Annotated in this window: 15 protein-coding genes; 11 read left to right on the forward strand and 4 right to left on the reverse strand. The window is 69.1% G+C overall.

Annotation, left to right across the window (positions count from 1 at the left end):
* Nucleotides 1-356 precede the first annotated feature (356 nt).
* The 3 genes from ACTIFS_RS09150 (at nucleotide 357) to ACTIFS_RS09160 (ending at nucleotide 3,244) form a co-directional block, all read left to right on the forward strand.
* A complete protein-coding gene (locus ACTIFS_RS09150) occupies nucleotides 357-839 on the forward strand; it encodes an SRPBCC family protein (protein ID WP_439573768.1) in 483 nt (160 codons plus the stop codon).
* Nucleotides 840-1,475, forward strand: a complete 636-nt coding sequence (locus ACTIFS_RS09155) for a glutathione S-transferase family protein (protein ID WP_439573769.1) — start codon at nucleotides 840-842, stop codon at nucleotides 1,473-1,475. It abuts the gene before it with no gap.
* Nucleotides 1,476-1,699: 224 nt separating this feature from the next.
* On the forward strand, nucleotides 1,700-3,244 hold the full coding sequence (locus tag ACTIFS_RS09160) for an MFS transporter (protein WP_439573770.1): 1,545 nt from the start codon (nucleotides 1,700-1,702) through the stop codon (nucleotides 3,242-3,244).
* 13 nt (nucleotides 3,245-3,257) lie between these two features.
* Here the strand turns inward: ACTIFS_RS09160 and ACTIFS_RS09165 are convergent, their stop codons facing one another.
* Nucleotides 3,258-5,222: an SLC13 family permease gene (locus ACTIFS_RS09165; RefSeq protein WP_439573771.1), complete on the reverse strand. Its 1,965-nt coding sequence runs from the start codon at nucleotides 5,220-5,222 to the stop codon at nucleotides 3,258-3,260.
* Between the two features lie 93 nt (nucleotides 5,223-5,315).
* Here ACTIFS_RS09165 and ACTIFS_RS09170 point away from each other — a divergent pair, with 93 nt between their 5' ends.
* The 8 genes from ACTIFS_RS09170 (at nucleotide 5,316) to ACTIFS_RS09205 (ending at nucleotide 17,562) form a co-directional block, all read left to right on the forward strand.
* Nucleotides 5,316-8,117 carry a monovalent cation/H+ antiporter subunit A gene (locus ACTIFS_RS09170; RefSeq protein ID WP_439573772.1) on the forward strand — a complete coding sequence of 934 codons (2,802 nt, stop codon included), beginning with the start codon at nucleotides 5,316-5,318 and terminating at the stop codon, nucleotides 8,115-8,117.
* A gap of 4 nt (nucleotides 8,118-8,121) precedes the next feature.
* Nucleotides 8,122-8,454 carry a Na+/H+ antiporter subunit C gene (locus ACTIFS_RS09175; RefSeq protein ID WP_439573773.1) on the forward strand — a complete coding sequence of 111 codons (333 nt, stop codon included), beginning with the start codon at nucleotides 8,122-8,124 and terminating at the stop codon, nucleotides 8,452-8,454.
* Nucleotides 8,454-10,001, forward strand: a complete 1,548-nt coding sequence (locus ACTIFS_RS09180) for a monovalent cation/H+ antiporter subunit D (protein ID WP_439573774.1) — start codon at nucleotides 8,454-8,456, stop codon at nucleotides 9,999-10,001. Before ACTIFS_RS09175 ends, ACTIFS_RS09180 begins: the two co-directional genes overlap by 1 nt.
* Nucleotides 9,998-10,495 (forward strand): Na+/H+ antiporter subunit E, encoded by a 498-nt coding sequence (locus tag ACTIFS_RS09185; RefSeq protein ID WP_439573775.1) that lies wholly within the window; start codon nucleotides 9,998-10,000, stop codon nucleotides 10,493-10,495. The genes ACTIFS_RS09180 and ACTIFS_RS09185 overlap by 4 nt, the downstream gene beginning before the upstream one ends.
* The gene (locus ACTIFS_RS09190; protein ID WP_439573776.1) at nucleotides 10,489-10,758 is read left to right on the forward strand and encodes a K+/H+ antiporter subunit F; all 270 of its coding nucleotides are present in this window, start codon (nucleotides 10,489-10,491) and stop codon (nucleotides 10,756-10,758) included. Before ACTIFS_RS09185 ends, ACTIFS_RS09190 begins: the two co-directional genes overlap by 7 nt.
* Nucleotides 10,759-10,765: 7 nt before the next feature.
* The gene (locus ACTIFS_RS09195) at nucleotides 10,766-11,077 is read left to right on the forward strand and encodes a Na+/H+ antiporter subunit G (RefSeq protein ID WP_439573777.1); all 312 of its coding nucleotides are present in this window, start codon (nucleotides 10,766-10,768) and stop codon (nucleotides 11,075-11,077) included.
* Between the two features lie 222 nt (nucleotides 11,078-11,299).
* Nucleotides 11,300-13,267 (forward strand): autotransporter assembly complex protein TamA, encoded by a 1,968-nt coding sequence (locus ACTIFS_RS09200; RefSeq protein ID WP_439573778.1) that lies wholly within the window; start codon nucleotides 11,300-11,302, stop codon nucleotides 13,265-13,267.
* Nucleotides 13,267-17,562, forward strand: a complete 4,296-nt coding sequence (locus ACTIFS_RS09205; protein ID WP_439573779.1) for a translocation/assembly module TamB domain-containing protein — start codon at nucleotides 13,267-13,269, stop codon at nucleotides 17,560-17,562. The genes ACTIFS_RS09200 and ACTIFS_RS09205 overlap by 1 nt, the downstream gene beginning before the upstream one ends.
* A gap of 28 nt (nucleotides 17,563-17,590) precedes the next feature.
* Here the strand turns inward: ACTIFS_RS09205 and ACTIFS_RS09210 are convergent, their stop codons facing one another.
* The 3 genes from ACTIFS_RS09210 to ACTIFS_RS09220 form a co-directional block, all read right to left on the reverse strand.
* Nucleotides 17,591-18,307: a DUF5765 domain-containing protein gene (locus ACTIFS_RS09210; protein WP_439573780.1), complete on the reverse strand. Its 717-nt coding sequence runs from the start codon at nucleotides 18,305-18,307 to the stop codon at nucleotides 17,591-17,593.
* A 183-nt stretch (nucleotides 18,308-18,490) separates the two neighbouring features.
* The gene (locus ACTIFS_RS09215; protein ID WP_439573781.1) at nucleotides 18,491-18,889 is read right to left on the reverse strand and encodes a (R)-mandelonitrile lyase; all 399 of its coding nucleotides are present in this window, start codon (nucleotides 18,887-18,889) and stop codon (nucleotides 18,491-18,493) included.
* Between the two features lie 238 nt (nucleotides 18,890-19,127).
* On the reverse strand, nucleotides 19,128-19,778 hold the full coding sequence (locus ACTIFS_RS09220; RefSeq protein WP_439573782.1) for a TetR/AcrR family transcriptional regulator: 651 nt from the start codon (nucleotides 19,776-19,778) through the stop codon (nucleotides 19,128-19,130).
* Nucleotides 19,779-19,879 lie beyond the last annotated feature (101 nt).

Raw genomic sequence — 19,879 nt, forward strand, 5'->3', positions numbered from 1 at the left:
TGAAACCCTCGCGAGTCGGGCCGTCATTGTCCCCCCCTACGCGCGGCTGGCAAGAGGTTTGCGGGCGAGGGCAGGGCGACCATCGTGTCGGCGCGGACGGCTTGATCCCGCGCTTGACAGGTTTCGAATGGCAGCCTAAAACTTAACTCATAAGTTAAGTGAAGTCGCCGGCCGCCGGATCAACCTCAAGGCTCCGTCCCGAGGTTGCCAGCGGCGGAGCAGGACGGCCGGGACAGCGGCGCCTCCATCGAAACGTGGAGCCCGACGGAGAGGGCGATGGTCTTGTTCTTCCGCCACTGGTTCTCCTGGTCCCGCCGACTTGATCGCCTTCAGACCTATCTGGAACAGGAGACGACATGCCCGCCCCAGCCGACGCCTCCGCATCAGGCACCGTTCGAGACAAGACCTCGCCCAGCCTCACCATCCGACGGCGGATCGACGCCGCGCCCGCGCGCGTCTGGTCGGCCTGGACGGACCCGGAAAAGCTAGCGCGCTGGTGGGGACCGGGGACGCCGCAGGACATGCGGGTGACCCGGCTCGACGTCCGCGAGGGCGGCGCCTTTCATATCGGCTTCGGCTTTCAGGGCGAGGACCACGACGTTCATGGGGTCTATCAGGAGGTCGTGCCGGGCGAGCGGCTCGTCTTCACCTGGTTCTGGAAGTCCACGCCCGAGCGCGTCTCCCTGGTGACCCTGACCTTCCGCCCGGACGGTGAGGGCTGCCTGTTCACCCTCCATCACGAGCAGTTCTTCGACGAGGCCGCCCGTCTCGGCCATACCCGCGGCTGGACCGCCTCGATCGACAAGCTCGAAGCCTGCTTCGCCCAGGGAGATATCTAGATGACCATGCAGCTCTACTATTCCGACACGATGATGCCGCGAAAGGTCTGCGCGCTGGCGCGCCACCTTGGCTCGCCCGTGACCTATATCGCCGTGGACCTCGGCGCCGGCGGCCACAAGGCGCCCGACTTCCTGGCCATGAACCCGAACGGCAAGGTGCCCGTGCTGGTGGACGGCGATCTCGTCCTCTGGGAATCCGATGCGATCATGATGCATCTGGCGGCGCGCGCCGGATCGCCGCTGTGGCCGGCCGCCGCGGACCGTCAGGTCGAGGTGATGCGCTGGCTCAGCTGGGCGGCCCACGAGTTCAACCCGAAGACCGGTACGCTCTATTTCGAGCATGTCATCCGGCCGTATTTCGGTCTCGGGCCGGTCGATGCGGCGGCCGAGGCGTCCGCCATCAAGGCCTGCCGCCGCCATCTCGGACTGCTCGACAGCCATCTGGGTGATCGCGCCTATCTGCTGGGGCCTGACCTGACCATCGCCGACTTTTCCGTGGCCGTGACGTTGCCCTGGGCCGAGAAGGCCCGCATCCCGGTGACGGATTTTCCGGCGGTGAGCCGGTGGCACGACCGCCTGATGCAACTGGATGCCTGGCGCGATCCGTTCCCGAAGGCCGCCGCGGCCGCGGCCTGACGAAATCCAGGGGGCCAGGGAGTGGCCCCACCCCTCTCGCCGGACGGGTTCGCCTGCCCGGCGAGAGGTCCCTTTTCGTCGGGTTCGCCGGCCCCGGCGGCCAGAAGCTGTCAGCAGGCACCGTCGCTGCGTGGGCCCGCGGGCGGCATTCCGGACCTGCTGACAGGTTCCGGACGGGGATCCGCCACTGTTCCGCCGACACCGTGCATCCCCGACGAGGCATCATGACCGACACCGCGGCATCATCCGGAACCGGCGCAGCGGCGCTCGCCGGCCGGCGTGAATGGATCGGCCTCGCCGTCCTCGCCTTGCCCTGCATGCTCTATTCCATGGACCTGACGGTGCTGAATCTGGCCGTGCCGCAGATCTCGGCCGACCTGCGGCCGACCGCATCCCAGCTGCTCTGGATCGTCGACATCTACGGCTTCTTCGTCGCCGGTTTTCTGGTCACCATGGGCACGCTCGGCGACCGGATCGGACGGCGTCGCCTGCTGCTGATCGGCGCGGGTGCCTTCGGCATCGCCTCCGTCTTTGCTGCATTTGCCACCTCTCCGGCGCTGCTGATCATCGCCCGCGCGCTGCTCGGCATCGCGGCGGCGACGCTGGCACCCTCCACGCTGTCGCTGATCCGCAACATGTTCCCCGATCCGCAGGAGCGGACCTTCGCCATCGGCGTCTGGATCGCCAGCTTCTCCGCAGGGGCGGCCATTGGACCGCTGGTCGGCGGGCTCATGCTGTCGCAGTTCTGGTGGGGCTCGGTCTTCCTCATCAACGTGCCGGTCATGGTGCTCCTGCTGGCGCTCGGCCCCGTCCTGCTGCCCGAATATCGCGACGGTCAGGCCGGCCGGCTCGATCTTCCAAGCGTCGGCCTGTCGCTCGCGGCCGTGCTGGCCGTGATCTTCGGCATCAAGCGGATGGCCGAACATGGCCCCGACGCGCTGGCTGCCGGGGCGACGGCAGGCGGCCTGGTGCTGGCCTGCCTGTTCGTGCTGCGTCAGCGCCGGCTGACCGACCCGCTGATCGACTTCCGCCTGTTCGCCTCGCCGGTCTTTTCGGCGGCCGTGGTGGTCAATCTGCTCGGCTTCTCGGTTGCCTTCGGCTCCTTCCTGCTGATTGCCCAGCATCTGCAACTGGTCCTCGGCATGTCGCCGCTGGAAGCCGGCCTGTGGACCGTGCCATCGGCTCTTGGCTTCATTGCCGGCTCGATGGTGGCACCGCGCCTGACGCGCGCGTTTCTCCCGGCGACGGTCATGGTCGGCGGCCTGCTCGTGGCGGCGCTGGGCTTCGTCATCCTCACCCGGATTGGCGGCAGCTGGGGTCTCGCCGCGGTGGTGGGCGGCTATATCGTCATCTCGCTTGGCCTTGCGCCCGTCGTCACGCTCACGACCGACCTCATCGTCGGGTCGGCACCGCCCGAAAAGGCCGGATCGGCCTCCGCCATCTCGGAGACCGCCTCCGAGTTCGGCGGGGCGGTCGGCATCGCGGTCCTGGGGAGCATCGTCACGGCCATCTATCGCAGCGCCATGGCCTCGGCCACGCCGGCGGCGGTGCCGGAGGCGGCTGCGGTTGCCGCGCGCGACACGCTCGGTGCCGCGATCGCCGTGGCTGGCAGCCTGCCCGAACAGGTCGCAGCCCCGCTGGTGGCTGCGGCTCGCCTGGCCTTCACGCAGTCGCTGGAGACCATGGCGCTCATCGCGGCTCTGGTGGCGCTGTTCGCCGCGGCCGTTGCTCTGGTGATGCTGCGGCGCCGGGAGCCCGCCCTGCCGTGAGGCCGGGCCGGCCTCAGAGCGGCCAGACCAGCAGGATCATGGGGGTCGCCACCACGACCACAAGCACCTCGAGTGGCAGGCCGAGTGGCCAGTAGTCGCCGAAGCGGAACCCGCCAGGCCCGAGGATCAGCGTGTTGTTCTGGTGGCCGATGGGCGTGAGAAAGGCGCAGGACGCCCCGACCGCGACCGCCATCAGGAAGGGATCGGCGCTGACGCCGAGCTGCCCGGCCGTGCCGATCGCCACCGGACACATGACCGCAGCCGTGGCCGCATTGTTCATGAAGTCCGACAGGGTCATGGTGACGACGAGGATCATCACCAGCGCGACGACCGGCTGGCCGCCAGCGAGCCCGCCGACCAGATTCTTGGCAATGAGATCGGCCGTCCCGGTGGTCGCCATGGCGCCTGCGACGGGGATGAGCGCCGCCAACAGGAAAATCACCGACCAGTCGATGGCGTCATAGACCCGCTTCACCGGCACGACCCCGGTCAGGACGACGGCCACAAGCCCGGCAGCAAAGGCGATGGCCGCCGGAACCAGCCCGAAGGCGGCGCCCGCGATGGCCGCCGCCAGAACCGCGGTGGCAAGCAGCGCCTTGCGGGGCGCGGGAATGCGCAATTCGCGCTCGGCCAGCGGCACGCATCCGAACCGGTTGGCAAATTCCAGGATGGCGTCCGGCGGGCCTTGCATGAGGAGAACGTCGCCCTCGGCGATCGGCATCGTCCGAAGGCGCGCGCGCGAGCGGCGCCCCTCGCGCGACACCGCCAGCAGATTGATGCCGAACCGGCTTCTCAGCTGGATCGAGCTGGCCGACCGGCCGGCGAGGTCGGCGCGCGGCCTGACCGCCAGTTCCATCAGGACGATCTCGTCCGATTGCAGGCTGGTGCGACGCGGCTCCTGCTGTTCGGCGGCTGCGGCCTTGCCCTTCCGGCCAGAGGCTGGCGCCTTGCCGCCTGCAGATCCTTTCCCGCCTGAAGATCCTTTCCCGCCCGAAGAACCCTTGCCGCCGGACACGGCCTTGCCGGCCGAATCGACCGCCTCTTCGGCGTCGCCCTTGTCATCGTCTGTAGCCTCGACCGGTTCCGGCCGCACGGATTCGGCCAGCTTGAGGTCCAGCCGCCCCAGCGCGTCGTTCAGGGCCTCCGGTTCGGCCTCGATCACCAGAATGTCGCCGGCACGCACCTCCCGCCAGGGATTCGGCGCGGGGATTCGCGTCTCGTCGCGCACCAGCCCGACGACCTGGGCGTCCGCTTCGGTGAGCGCGGCTTCCACCTCGCGGAGGGTCATGCCCGCGGCGCGGGAGTCATCCAGCACCAGCGCCTCGGTCAGATAGGCGCCCGTTTCGAACGTGTCGGCGCCGCTCCGCGGGCGCGCCGGCACCAGCCGCCAGCCGCCGAGGACCAGAAAGGCGATGCCGGCCACGGCGACGGCCAGGCCGACAGGTGCGAAATCGAACATGGCGAAGGACCCGGAGCCGTTCTGCGCCCGGAATCCGGAGACGATCAGGTTGGGAGGGGTGCCGATCAGCGTCGTCATGCCGCCAAGGATCGAGCCGAAGGCCAGCGGCATCAGCATCTGGCCGGGCGGCATGTTGAGGCGGTTGGACACCTGCATCGCGAACGGCATAAGCAGGGCCAAAGCCCCGACATTGTTCATGAATCCGGAGAGAACCGCGGCAAAGCCGGACAGCGCGCCGATCATCAGCGCCGGACTGGAGGAGCGCGGCATCAAGGCTCGCGCGGCCCAGTCGATCGCACCCGTCGACTGCAGTGCGCCGCTCAGCACCAGGACGCAGGCCACCGTGACGACGGCGGGGTGGCCGAATCCGGCAAAGGCCTCGTCGCTTGGAACCAGACCCGTCGCCACGGCGGCGAGAAGCGCCCCGAGCGCCACCATGTCATGGCGCCACCGGCCCCACAGGAACAGCAGCACGGTGACCCCGAGGAGCGCGAGGAGAATGATCTGGGGCTGTGTCATGAAACGGGCTGTCCTGCCTGCGTCCTCCACGGACGCTTTGCCGCATCTTCGCGAGGCGGGTTGATCGGCCGGGCCGATCGGTTATCAAACCGCATGGTCCCCGCTCTGGTTCCCATCATTCTCGCAGCGCCCTTCCTTGCGACGCTGGCTATCCTGCTCGGCAGCCGCACGCGCGCGGCATCCTCGTGGATTGCCGCCGCCGGCATGATCCTCGGCCTGGTCGCAATGGCCCCGATGGTGCCGGAGGTGGTCGCCGGCCGCACGGTCATCGCGAGCCGTCCCTGGTTGCCCGAATGGGGGCTGGACCTGGCCTTGCGGCTCGACGGGCTGGGGCTGCTGTTCTGCATCCTCATCCTCGGCATCGGCCTGCTCATCGTCCTCTATGCCGCCTATTACATGCCCGACAAGGACAAGCTGGTGCGGTTCAACGCGCTGCTGATGGCCTTCGCCGGCGGCATGCTCGGCGTGGTGCTCGCCGAGAACGTGCTGATGATGCTGATGTTCTGGGAGATCACCAGCCTCACGTCATTCCTGTTGATCGCCTACAAATACGAGGCCCATGACGGGAGGATCGCCGCGCGCATGGCGCTGGCCGTCACCGGCGGCGGCGGACTTGCCCTGCTCGGCGGCCTCCTGCTGCTTGGCCATGCGGCCGGCAGCTTCAATTTCAGCGACATTCTGGCCCGTGGCGACCAGATCCGCGCCCATGCGCTCTACCCTGTGATTCTGGTGCTGGTCCTACTCGGCGCCTTCACCAAGTCGGCGCAGTTCCCGTTCCATTTCTGGTTGCCCAATGCCATGGCTGCGCCGACACCGGTCAGCGCCTACCTGCATTCGGCGACCATGGTGAAGGCCGGCGTCTTCCTTATCGCCCGCATGTATCCCGCGCTTGCCGGCACGGACCTCTGGTTCATCCTGGTCGGCGGCACGGGCGCGATCACCTTCGTCTATGCCGCCTACATCGCGCTCCTGAAGGACGATTTCAAAGGGCTTCTGGCCTATTCGACCATCAGCCATCTGGGGCTCATCACCCTGCTGTTCGGGCTCAACACCCAGATGAGCGCGGTGGCCGCCGTCTTCCACATCATCAACCACGCCATCTTCAAGGCCTCGCTGTTCATGGCGGCCGGCATCATCGATCACGAGACCGGGACGCGCGACATGCGCCGCCTGCACGGCCTGTTCCCCTACATGCCGCGCACGGCAGTGCTGGCGATTCTCGCCGCCGGCTCCATGGCCGGCGTGCCCTTCCTCAACGGCTTCCTGTCCAAGGAGATGTTCTTCGCCGAAACCATCGGCCATCCCGCCTTCCAGGGCTGGGGGGCCTATCTCCTGCCGGCGCTCGCCACGGTCGGCGGCATCTTCTCGGTCGCCTATTCGGCGCGGTTCATCCTGGACGTCTTCTTCAACGGCAAGCCGGTCGATCTGCCGAAAACCCCGCACGAACCGCCGCGCTGGATGCGCCTGCCGGTGGAGATCCTTGTCGTGCTCGTGCTGGCGGTCGGCATCCTGCCGCAACTGTCGGTCGGGCTGCTGCTGGTGACCGCGTCCAGCGCCGTCCTTCCGGCCGGGGTGCCCGAGTTCAAGCTGGCGGTCTGGCACGGCTTCAACGTCCCGCTGGTGATGAGCCTCGTGGCGCTCGGCGGCGGGCTTATCCATTACTGGCGCCGCAACCACCTGTTCGAACTGCACGGCCGCTACCTGCCGCGCCTGTCCAGTCCGGTCGCGTTCGAGCGCGTCTATCGCGACTCCAGCAGGGCCGCCGTCGCACTGCTCGGCTTCATCGACAATGGTTCGCTGCAGCGCTATCTCGCGACCTTCGTCGGCTTCGTGCTGGTGCTCGGCGCCTGGGCCTGGGCAGGCGGGCCTGCCGGGCCGCTCACCGGCCTTGCCGGCGTGTCACCGCCCGATGCCCTGGCGGTCGCCGCGCTGCTGGCGCTGGCGCTGGGGGCCGCAGGAACAGTGCTCAACCACCGGAAGCGCCTGACCGCGGTCATCATGATGAGCGTTGTCGGTCTGATCGTCTCCCTCGCCTTCGTGCGGTTCTCCGCACCCGATCTGGCGCTGACCCAGCTCTCGGTCGAGGTCGTCACCATTGTGCTGCTGCTGCTGGCCATGCGCTTCCTGCCCGAGCAGGGCACGCCGGAGAGCGCGCCGGCGCGGCAGATCCGGGACGCCGTCCTTGCCGGCGCGGGTGGACTTGCGGTCGGCCTGCTGGCCTATGCCATGCTGACGCGGCCGCTAGAGACCATTTCCGGCTACCACATCGCCAATGCGGTGCCCGGTGGAGGCGGCTCCAACGTCGTCAACGTCATCCTGGTCGACTTCCGCGGCTTCGATACGCTCGGCGAGATTGCCGTGCTGGCCATGGCGGCGCTCGGTGTCCATGCCGTGCTCGAGGGGCTCCGGCTGAAACCCTATGCCCATCGCGAGATCGCGGCCGAGGCCGACCGGCACCCGGTCATGCTCGCCATGCTGATGCGGCCGCTGCTGCCGCTTGCCATCGCAGTGTCGGTCTACATCTTCCTGCGCGGGCACAACCTGCCGGGCGGAGGCTTCATTGCCGGCCTCGTCGCCGCGGTGGCGCTGATGCTTCAGTACATGGCGAGCGGCATCGACTTCGCCACGGCGCGCCTGCGGATCGACTATGTCCGCGTGATCGGCCTGGGGCTGGGGATCGCGACGCTGACCGGCCTGGCCAGTTGGTTTTTCGGCAGGCCGTTCCTGACCAGCACCTATGCCTATATCCACGCGCCCGTCGTCGGGAAGTTCGAGGTCGCCTCGGCCATCGCCTTCGATCTGGGCGTCTATCTCGTGGTTGTTGCAGGCGTCCTGCTCATCCTCTCCGCGCTGGGCGACCTTTCGAAGCGCGAACGCATGGCCGGGGAGGGCTGAGGCCATGGAAATCATCGTCGCCGCCGGCATCGGCATCCTCACCGCTGCGGGTCTGTTTCTGATCATGCGGCCGCGGACCTTTTCGGTGGTGCTCGGCCTGACCCTGCTTGCCTATGCGGTGAACCTGCTGATCTTCGCCGGTGGCCGGCTCAGCGCCACCGCGCCGCCGCTGGCCCTTCCCGGGGCCACGGGCCATGCGGACCCGCTGCCGCAGGCGCTGGTGCTGACCGCCATCGTCATCGGCTTCGGCATGACGGCCTATCTCGTCGCGCTGGCGCTGCGCGCCAAGGGCGAGAGCGGCTCCGATCACGTCGATACCACGGACGGACACCGCTGATGCCCATGTCCGGCCACATGCCCATCCTGCCCTTCGTGGTGCCGTTCTCGGCCGCGTTCCTGCTGATGATCTTCGGCCGGACGGACCTTGCCCTGCGCCGGGCCCTCGCGCTTGGCGCAACCGTCCTGACGCTTGTCTCAGCCATTGGCCTCGTCATGGTCGCCGGCGATGGTGCCATCCACGTCTATCGCCTCGGTAACTGGCCGGCGCCCTACGGGATCGTGCTGGTGGCCGACCGCCTGTCGGCGATCATGGTGGCGCTCACCGCCGTTCTCGCGCTGCCGGTGCTGCTGGCCGCGATCTCGACCGGCATGGACGGACGGGGTCATTTCCACGCGCTGCTGCAATTGCAGTTCGCCGGCCTGATGGGCGCCTTCCTGACTGGCGACCTGTTCAACCTGTTCGTCTGCTTCGAGATTCTGCTGCTGGCCTCCTACACCATGCTCGTCCATGGCGGCGGGCCGGAACGGTCGCGGGCGGGCCTTGCCTATGTGATCCTCAATCTCACCGGCTCCTCGCTGTTCCTCATCGCGCTGGGCCTCATCTACGGCACGCTTGGCACGCTCAACCTCGCCGATCTCGCTGAGGTGCTGCCGCGCGTGGCCCCTGCGGATCAGGCGCTGGCGCGGACCGCCCTGGCGCTTCTGATCGCCGTGTTCCTTCTGAAGGCGGCGGTGCTGCCGCTGTCGTTCTGGCTGCCCAATGTCTATCCGGCCGCCACCGCGCCGATCGCCGCGCTGTTCGCGGTCATGACCAAGGTCGGCATCTACGCGATCCTGCGCGTCTCGTCCGGCGGGCTCGACGCCGCCCCCTTCACCGCCGACCTCTTGAAGCCCTGGCTGCCGGCGCTGGGCGCCGCGACCATCGCTGTCGGTGCCATCGGGGCGCTCGCCGCCCGCCGGTTCGGCGTGCTGGTCGCCAATCTGGTGCTGGTCTCCACCGGCACGCTGATCGTGGCGGTGGCGACCGGCGGGCCGGAGCCGGTGGCGGCGGCGCTGTTCTACCTGCCGCACACCACGCTCGCCACGGCGGGGCTGTTCCTGCTCGGCGCAGCCATCGCGGGCGAGCGCGGGACCCTTGCCGATACAATCGAGAAGGGTCCGCTTCTGGCCGACCGGGTCGTTCCAGGCGCTGCCTTCCTCACCCTCGGCATCGCCGTTTGTGGCGCGCCGCCGCTGTCCGGCTTCCTCGGCAAGCTGATGCTGATGCAGTCAGTCTCCACGGGACCCATTGCACCCTGGTACTGGGCCGCGCTCCTGATCACCGGCCTTGTCGTTGCGCTGGTGCTGTCGCGGGCCGCGAGTGCCTTCTTCTGGGAGCCGACCCGGCCGCTGGTTGCCGAGGAGGCCGGCGAGGTGCCGCCCCGCCGGGCGCCGGCGGCCATGGTCGCCGCCATCGCCATGCTGGCCGCGGCCGGCCCGCTCCTGACCATCTTCGCCGCCCCGGTTTCCGCCTATATGCGGGCGGCGGCTGCCCAGCTCGAGCAGCGCCAGTCCTACGGCAATGCCGTCGTCGGCGCGCCGGTCCAGCGGGAGCGCCGGCCATGACCCTGCTCTATCGCATCCTTCCCCATCCCTTCGTCACGCTGGCCATCATCGGCCTGTGGGTCGCGCTCGCCGGCAGCTACCATCCCGGAACCCTGGTGATGGGGTCCATCGTCGGCCTCGTCATTCCCGCCGTGACGCGGTCGTTCTGGCCCGATCCGCCGCGCCTGCACCGCCCCGTGGCCGGCCTCGCGCTGTTCATCCGGGTCATGGGCGACATCATTCTCGCCAATGTCGAGGTTGCCCGGCAGGTGCTGGGTCCGGTCGGCCGGCTCAAGCCCGCCTTCATCGAGGTGCCGCTCGCGGTGGAGGATACGCTGGTTGCCACCATGCTGGGCGCCATCGTGTCGCTGACGCCTGGAACGGTCTCGATCGAGATCGACCGCGAGAAGCGCCTGCTTCTGGTCCACGCCCTGCACGTCGAGGATGCCGATCTGACGATCGCCACCATCAAGTCCCGCTACGAAGCGCCGCTGAAGGAGATATTCGGATGCTGAGCCTCGTCCTGCCCGTAGCCTTCGCCATGGTGACGCTGGCCATGGCACTCAACCTGTGGCGCCTGGTGAAGGGGCCCGATGCCGCCGACCGCATCCTCGCTCTGGACACCCTGTCCATCAACACCATCGCGCTAGTGCTTCTGCTCGGCATGGCCTGGGCGACGAAGGCCTATTTCGAGGCGGCGCTGATCATCGCCATGATGGGCTTCGTCGGTACGGCCGCCTTGTGCAAGTTCCTGCTCTCCGGCGACATCATCGAGTGAGGCGGCCATGATCCTCGAAGCTGTCATCTCGATCCTCGTCCTGGTCGGCGCCGCCTTCGCGCTGATCGGCTCCATCGGCCTTGCCCGCCTGCCGGACATCTTCATGCGCCTGCACGGGCCGACCAAGGCGACCACGCTCGGCCTTGGCGCGCTGGTCATCGCCTCGCTGATCCAGACCAGCGCGGTTTCCGGTTCGCTGAGCCTCAAGGAACTCGCCATTTCGGTGTTCCTGTTCATCACCGCCCCGGTAAGCGCCCATCTCATCGCCAAGGCTGCGCTCAAGGCCGGTCGGGGCGGGGGGAACGGCGCTGAGGGCTGACAGCTTTGCGGCAGGCGTCGCGGGGCCCACGGACGGGTGGACAGGCGCGTGCAATCGTCGCAGGCATTCCAGGGCCCAGGCAATCGGCCCCAGTGCCATCGCTGTGCCACAAGGCGGACTTAAGATTTTCCGGTTAGAATCAGTTCGGGATCCAGACCGGTTTGGCCCATCGCTTCTCGCTCTCCGGGAATTTGTTTCAGTATCGCGTCCGAAAGGTCGGGAATGGTGGCTGACGGGAAGGCAAGCTCCCGCGTCGGTGTCGGACTGGTCGTTGGCGTGCTGCTGATCGGGGCGTCGTCGCCCGCCCGCGCCTTCAATCCGTTCGGACTTTTCGGAGAATCGCCGCCGTCGGTGACGTCCACGGCCGTGGCCTACCAGCTTGCTGTCGAGGGGCTGCGTTCGGATGCGGCCGCACGCGAGGCCGTCCGGGACGTGTCCGTCCTGCATCGCCTGCGCAACGAGCCGCCGCAGGACGGCGACGAACTGGTCCGCCGGGCCGAGGCCGACCTGCCGCGCATCGTCGATGCCCTCTGGGGCTCCGGCTATTATGCAGCCCAGGTCTCCATTGTTCTCGGCGGGCAGGCGATCCGCCTGGACCGGCCGGCCTCGGCCTCCGTCAGGGCTGCGATCAACAGCCTGCGCGGGCGCGCCGTGGTGCCGGTGGCCGTAATGGTCGAGCCGGGGCCGCTCTACCGGTTCGGCAGCGTGGTTGTCTTGGACCGGCGCTCCGGCCAGCCCTTCGATCCTGCCGTCCTGCCGCCGCGCATCGTCACCGTGAAGCCGGGCGATGCGGCCCGCACGGCCGACGTCCTGCAGGCGGCGGCCGCGCTCTCCGATCATTTCCGCGACCGGAGCCATCCTTTCGTCAGGGTGAGCCGGCGGGCCCCGGTCATCGACCATCCCTCGCAGACCGTCGATCTCGCCCTCCTCGTCGATCCGGGCGAGAAGGCCGGCCTCGGCGCCATCGGCGTGTCCGGCACGCGGCAGGTGGACCCGGCCGTGGTCCGCTCCTTCATCTATGCCCGGCCCGGCGATCCCTATTCCCGCCGGGCGATGACCGACATCCGCCGGTCCGTGTCGCGCATCGAGGCGCTTGGCGGGGTACGCGTGCGCGAGGGCACGAGCCTCGACGCCACCGGCGGCGTTCCCGTCGAGGTGGAGGTGACTGAACGGCCGCCGCGCGTGCTCGGCGGCTCGATCCGCTATTCCACCGTCGATGGTCCGGCGCTCAAGGCCTACTGGGCCCACCGCAACCTGTTCGGCGGCGCCGAACGGCTGAGGCTGGATGCCGACCTGTTCTATTTCACCGGCCGGCAGACCTGGGCGCCACCGGTGGGGCCGGGCTTCAATGCAGGAAATCTCGGCGGACGGCTCGCGCTGTCCTTCCTGAAGCCGGCGCTCTGGGGAAGCCGCAACGATTTCCTTTTCGACGCCTATCTCCAGCGCGAACTGACCGACCTCTACACCAGCAACCTGTTCAACGCGACGGCAGCGATCCGCCACCGGTTCACCGATTCCTTCAGCGTGCGTGCGGGCGTGGAGGCCGAGATCGGCCGCTCGACCGATGTGCTCGGCCGCTTCGACTATGGCCTCGTCGGCCTGCCGGTCGCAGTGACCTACGACACCACCGACAGGCCGCTCGACCCCACCCGCGGCGTGCGCGTCACCGCATCGATGACGCCCTATCTCGGCTTCGGGGATGCGCCCGACCTGTTCGCCGTCGGCCGGATCCAGGCCTCCGCCTATTACGCGCTGGACGCGGAGGCCCGCACCATCCTTGCCGGCCGTGTCGCTTTCGGCTCCATCCTCGGCGGCACGCTGGCCGCAATTCCGGCCTCGCGGCGCTTCTATGCGGGCGGTGGCGGCTCGGTGCGCGGCTTCGATTACAAGAGTCTCGGACCGCGCAACATGTTCGGTGACGTGACAGGCGGCATGAGCCTGTTCGAGGCCTCGGTGGAGGCGCGGGTCCGCCTCACCGAGACCATCGGCGTAGTGCCGTTCTTCGACATGGGTCAGGCCTATTCCGGCTCGTTTCCCAACGGTTCGGCCCCGATGCGCTATGCGGTCGGTCTCGGCCTGCGCTACTACACGGCGGTCGGCCCCATCCGCTTCGACGTTGCCGTGCCGCTGGCGCGCCGCCAGGGCGAGCGGCCCTATGCCTTCTATGTCAGCATCGGGCAGGCCTTCTGATGATGACGCGCGCCAGAACCCTCGCCGCCTTCTTCGCCATGGCCGTGCTGGCCGTGGTGGCGGTCATTGGCACGGGCTCGCGTCCTTTCGCGCAGGAAGACCAGGGCGTGCTCGCCGGGTTCATCTCGCGGACCCTGTCCTCGCCGGGCTCGACGGTCAGCATCGGAGCGGTCGAGGGGCCGCTGTCGTCGGATGCGATGATCCGCAACGTCACCATCGCCGACCGCGAGGGTGTCTATCTGCGCATCGACACGATCCGTCTGGTCTGGCGCCGGGTGGCCCTTCTGTCGCGCCGGCTGGAAGTCCAGAACCTCGAGATCGGCCGGGTCGAGCTGCTGCGCCGCCCGATCGCCGATCCCTCCGCCCCACGGCCGGCTGCCGACGGCCCGCTCCTGCCCGAACTCCCGCTCAAGGTTGAGATCGGCGCCTTCGCCATCGCGGAATTCGTCCTCGGCGAGCCGGTGCTCGGCGTCGCCGCCCGCTTCGCCTCCACCGGCAATGCCAGTCTCGGCCCGCCCGCCGAGGGCCTGAATGCCGCCCTCGAGATCCGCCGCCTCGACGCCGAGGGCCTGGCCGCCGTGAAGCTGACATTCGTGCCGACCGGCCAGCAACTCGACCTGTCGCTCCGGCACGACGAGCCGGCCGGCGGCATCCTCGCCCGCCTCGCCAACCTTCCGGGCCTGCCGCCGGTGAAGCTGGACCTTGCCGGCTCCGGCCCGCTCGACGACTGGCGCGGGCGCATCGCCTTCGATGCCGGCCCCGATATCAACGCCCGCGGCGAGGCGGTGCTCGCCCGCGACAACCAGATCCGCCGGCTCAACCTCGATCTGGATGCCCGTATCGAGACGCTCCTGCCGCCGGCCGCCTCGGCCGTGTTCGCCGGGGACACGAAACTGACCGGCAGCCTCGTCTTCGGCGACGACGGGGGATATGCCATCGAGAGCTTCCGGCTGGCCTCGCGCCTCGCCGAACTGACCCTTGGCGGCCACCTGACAGCCCGGCAGGAACTGGACGTGCGCGTCCAGGCCCGCGCCCTGCCCAATGCCGAGGGCGCCACCGCCCGCGGCGCCACGCGCATCGGCCGCCTCGTCTTCGATGCGACCGCGGTTGGCCCTCTGCAGACGCCGCGCGTCGAGGGCAGGCTGGACCTACAGGCCCTGGAGACGCCGGCGGCAACGATCGGCAGCCTTGCCGCCACCCTTTCGGCCGAGCCCGAGACCGCGGGCACGCCGCGCTATCGCATCGCCATGAACGGCGAGGCTGACGGGCTCGTCCTCGCCGATCGCGGTCTTGCCGAGGCCCTGGGCAACCGGGCCGTGCTGAGCCTGCGTGCGCTTGTCGACGAAGAGGCCGTGACCGAGGTCTCGGACCTGTCGCTCGCCTCGCCCAATGTCAGGCTCTCGTTCACCGGCCGCACCGGTGCCAGGGTGCTGGAGGGGCAGGTTCAGGCCGACATCATGCGGCTGGCAGCCTTCTCGCGCCTGGCCGGCCGGCCTCTGACTGGCCAGGGCTATGTGGCCGCAACGCTGAGCGGAGACCCCTCGCAGGGCCTGACCCGCGCCGTGCTGGACGGTCGCGCCACCGAACTCGCCTTCGGTCATCCGGTCGCCGACCGGCTGGTGGGGCGCCAGGCAACGCTCGCCGGCACCATTGTCCGGCAGCGCGAGGTGATGACGCTGGAAGGCGTGACGCTGTCCGGCCGCCATGTCACCGCCGGCCTTGGCGGAACGCTGGGTGCGGGGCAGGTCAATCTCAGGGCGGCGCTCGCCCTTCCCGATCTCGCGCAGGTCGACCGCCAGCTGGCCGGCGCCGCGCGTGCCGATGCCCATGCCACCGGCGATCTCATCGATCCCGATGTCGAGCTGATCGTCTCGGCCCCCGATGCGCGGGCGCTGAACCGCCCGATCCGCGATCTCAGGCTGACGGTGAAGGCGCGCAGCATCGCCTCGGCGCCGGATCTTGCGGTCAATGCCGCCGGCCTGATCGACGGCAAGCCGCTGACCGCCGATGTCGCGCTGAAGGAAGACGGCAGCGCCTGGGTGCTCGACCGGCTGGTGGCCCGCCTCGGCTCGTTTACGGCCGAAGGGCAGGGCCGGGTCGGTGCCGACGGGCTGGCGGCCGGCAGGCTCCGGGTCGCAGCCGGCAATCTCGACGATCTGTCTCCGCTGGTCCTCACCCGGCTTTCGGGGAGCATGCAGGCGACCGTGACGGCGGATGCGACCGGAGGGCGCCAGTCGGTTGCGGTCGAGGGCAACGGCCAGCGGCTGGTCTTCGGGGCTGCGAGCCTCAACATCCTGCGCGCGAACCTGAGAGCAAATGACCTCTACGGCCGCCCGCGGCTTGACGGCGAGGCGACCGTCGACCGGCTGATCGCCGGCGGCGAGACGGTGGAGCGCGTCGAACTGCGCGCGGCCGCAGCCGGGGAGGCGACCGACATCAACCTCACCGCCCGCGCTCGCGGCTTCGCCCTGGCCGGGGCCGGGCGGCTGGTTCCGGGCACCCCGAACCGGCTCGACCTGCGGTCGTTCACCGCCACGCGCGCCGGTGCGCGCATCGCGCTGGCCCGCCCGGCCAGCCTCGTCCTGGACGGCGCGCAGGTCCGCACGGAACGGCTGACAATCACGCTGCAGGGCGGTGAGATCGAGATCGCCGGCGCTCTGGGCGCCGAGCTGGACGCCACGATTGCCGCGCGGCGGGTGCCGCTGGCCGCCTTGGACATCCTTGCACCCGGGACGGGCCTGCGCGGCACGCTCGATGCCCGCGCCACGCTACGCGGGCCGGCGGCACGGCCCTCCGGCCCGTTTGAGGCGAGCCTGCGGGGATTCAGCCTGCCGGCGAGCCGCAATGCGGGCGTGCCGGCGCTGGACATCACCGCCCGCGGCGAGGCGCGCGGCGAGCGCGCCAGCCTCGATGCCCGCATCAATGGCGGTCGCGCCATCGCCCTGACAGTTCAGGGCAGCCTGCCGGTGACGCCCGTCGGCGCCTTCGATCTCAGGGCGCGCGGCACGCTGGATGCAGCGCTCGCCAATGCGCAGCTTGCCGGCTCCGGCCAGCGCGTGGCCGGCCGCCTGACCATCGACGGCGCCCTGCGCGGCACGCGCACGGCACCCGATATCCAGGGGACTGCGACGCTTGCCGGCGGGTCCTTCTCTGACCCGCTGAACGGCGTGTCCTTCACGGCCATCGAGGGGCGCTTCGCCGGCCGCGGCACCGATATCGCCATCGAGCGGCTGACCGCGCGCGCGAAGAACGGCGGCACGGTCTCGGTCTCCGGCCGCATCAACGCCGACCCCTTGCGCGGCCTGCCTGCGGACCTGCGCATATCGGCCAGCAATGCCGAACTCGTCTCCAGCGAGATCGTGCAGATGATCGCCAGCCTCGACCTCACCGTCACCGGCCCGCTGGCGACCACGCCGCGGCTGGCGGGCCGCGTCGGCGTGGCCACGATGGAGGTGCGGGTGCCCGACCGTCTGCCCTCGACGGCCGAGCCCCTGCGCGATGCCCGCCATGTCGGTGCGCCGCCACAGACGCGCGCGCGGCTTGCCCAGATCGCCCGCCAGCGCGCGGCGGCAGCCAGCCGCCAGCAGGCGCCGTTCAATGCCACGCTCGATGTCGTGCTCGACGCCCCCGGCCGGGTTTTCGTGCGCGGTCGCGGTGTCGACGCCGAGCTCGGCGGCCAGCTCCGCCTGGCCGGCACCACCCGCGACATGCGCGCCAACGGTTCGTTCGAGCTGCGCCGCGGCCGGCTGTCGCTGCTCACCCAGCGCCTCGACATCACGCGCGGGCGCGTGACCTTCGGTGGCGGCGATCTGGTGCCCGATCTCGATTTCGTGGCGGAGACGCGGGCGACCGACATCACCGCCTCGGTGGCCATTACCGGCCGCGCGACCGAGCCGGAATTCACGCTGACATCAAGCCCAAGCCTGCCGCAGGACGAGGTGCTGTCGCGGCTGCTGTTCCAGCGCGCTGCCGCCGGTCTGTCGCCGTTTCAGGCGGTGCAGCTTGCCCAGGCGGTCGCAACCCTCTCCGGACGCGGCGGCCCGGACAGTTTCGAGGCGACGCGCCGGGCGCTGGGTGTGGACAATCTCGACGTGACGACCGGCGCCGCGGGGCCGGCGGTGGGGGTCTCTCGGGCCATCAACGAGCGGGTGCGGGTGGGCGTGCGCGCCGGCGCCCGGCCCGAGGCAAGCGCGGTCGGTGTCGATATCGACCTCACCCGCCGCATCCGCATCCAGACCGAGATCGGCGCGGACGGACGCGCGGCGGCCGGCATCGGCGCCGAGATCGAATACTGATCCACTGAAGCGTTGGCCGGACCGGCCCTCAGGACGGCGCGGCGGCCGGCTCCGGCCGGGGCGCGAGCTGCCGGCGGATGAGCGGGCTCATGGCGACCAGCGCGATGCCGATGGACACCAGGCACCAGATGGCAGGAATCTCGTTGGGATTGGTCGTCAGGTAGCTGGCCGCGATCGGGCCGACAAGCGCGTGGAAGATGACGAAGCGCCAGGCGCCGTAGAGCAGCGGCACGAAGAAGGCGGCGATGAAATAGGTCGGAAACTCGACCGTCATCCGCGAAAGCCCGCCCAGAAGGTCGTTATAGGGAACGTTCCAGGCCAGGTGCCAGTCGCCGGACACCGTGCAGAGCGGCGTGCCGCACAGGATGGAGCCCGGCCGGCAGGTGCCGGCCCAGGCGAACGGATAGAGCTGCATCAGCATGACCGCCGCCGACAGGCCGCAGATGCCGAAGGCCAGCGTGCGCATGCGTGGGCCGACCGCCACGGGCAGGATCGCCATGGCGAAGGCGTTGATGAAGAACGGCTGGAAGACGATGTGCAGGATGGACAGAAAGGTGATCGACTGGTTGGCCGGCGTGCCGCACTGGTTGATCACCATATAGCCGCCGAACTGGAGCGCCTCCATGGCGGTGAAATAGGCCAGCGTGATCGGGAAGATCGGCGGTTCGCGTCGCTTCAACGTGACCGCGGTGGCGATCACGCCGGCCACGACCATGGCGCCGGTAATGGTCGGGCTGAAACACATCGCAGCGCCCCCTGTGCAGCATCGTCATGCCGGGAGCCGCCGCCCTTGGCGACCGTTCCCCCGAACCCTGGCACCTGACGCGCCAAACCGTGACGGCTTCGGGGGGCAGCCGCCTGCGCGTCAGTGGAGGCCGGTCGTAGGCGCGCCCGCGGCGGCGGTCAACCGCGGGGAAGGGCGTAGAGGTCAGGCGCCGCGATACTGGTCGTCGGTCACCGGCTCCAGCCAGTCGATATGCTTGCCGTCGAGAGCCTCGTGGATGGCGACATGGGTCATGCCCGTGCGCGGCCCGGCGCCATGCCAGTGCTTGACGTCGGGCGGGATCCAGACCGAGTCACCGGCGCGGATGACCTCGATGGGACCGCCGAGCTTCTGGATGAGGCCGCAGCCGGCGGTCACATGCAGCGTCTGGCCGAGCGGATGGGTGTGCCAGTTGGTGCGTGCGCCGGGATCGAAGCGCACCACAGCGGCCCGCACGCGGGCGGGCTCGGGGGCTTCGACGATGGGGTCCTGCCAGACATTGCCGGTGAACCAGTCGGCCGGCGGCCGGCGCGAATCCGTCTGGCCGCAGCGCGTGATGTCCATGGGGGTCTCTCCGGTGGGATGGGGGTCCGGGGCGAGGGCTCCGGTGGCACGGGGGGTGAGGATAGGGGTGGGGGGCGGCGCGGCAAGGGGGCAAGGTCACCTGCAGGCGAGGTCGCCAGTACGAATTTTGTCGTCGCTGTCCGACGACGAATATCCATGACACGATCCGCTGCGCCTTTCAGCCGCCTTGCCCGGAATCGTCGCGGATCCGCTCTCGGACATGGCGAATAGAAGCTCGTTATGATTGTGGCACAGGTTCTAGCCGTACGCCTGCTGCGAACGCGGCGACGAGACTGCGCACGACGTTCCGTACCATCGGTTCAACAGGACGGTTGGCCTTGATGGTGGCTTCGACATGCGCTGGATGCACGAACACAGTCACGGCGTCCCGCACCACACAGGCCGCGGCGGAAATATCGTCGAGCCGAAATTCCCCCTTGTCGGCGCCATCGGCAATGATCTGCGCTGCCAGCTGAGTCATTGATCGGGCATAGGCCGCGACGATGTCAGGTCGCTCGTCAACCACGCGACGGTATAGCTCATAGAGCTCAGCGTCGCCGGTTAAACGTTCTCTCTTGCGGGCGTGCAAGGCGAGAATCATGCCCTCCAGTCGTTCCGCTGCGGGTCCCTGGACCGTCACGAAGTGACGGGCAATCTGCTCCTCGTCGCGCATTGCTTCCTGAACCAGAGCATCAAAGATCTCCGCCTTGGAACGAAAGTGACGGTAGATCTTCGTATGGGATGTCCCCAGCGCCTTGGCGATGTCCACGACGTTGGTCTTCTGCTCGCCGAATCTGCGGACATGAACACGCGCAGCTTCGAGGATCAGACTGCGGAATGAGTTGTCGTCATTGGGCGGGTGTGAGGAGGTCTGCATCCCGAGAAACATAGGCCGTCCGCCAAGTGGGAGCAACGACGAACAAAAAACAGAATATGTTCATTGCAATTTGTTCGACTAATGGTACGATCGGGACCTCGATCAACGGAGGT

The sequence above is a fragment of the Phreatobacter sp. genome, assembly GCF_051860605.1.
GTDB lineage: Bacteria > Pseudomonadota > Alphaproteobacteria > Rhizobiales > Phreatobacteraceae > Phreatobacter.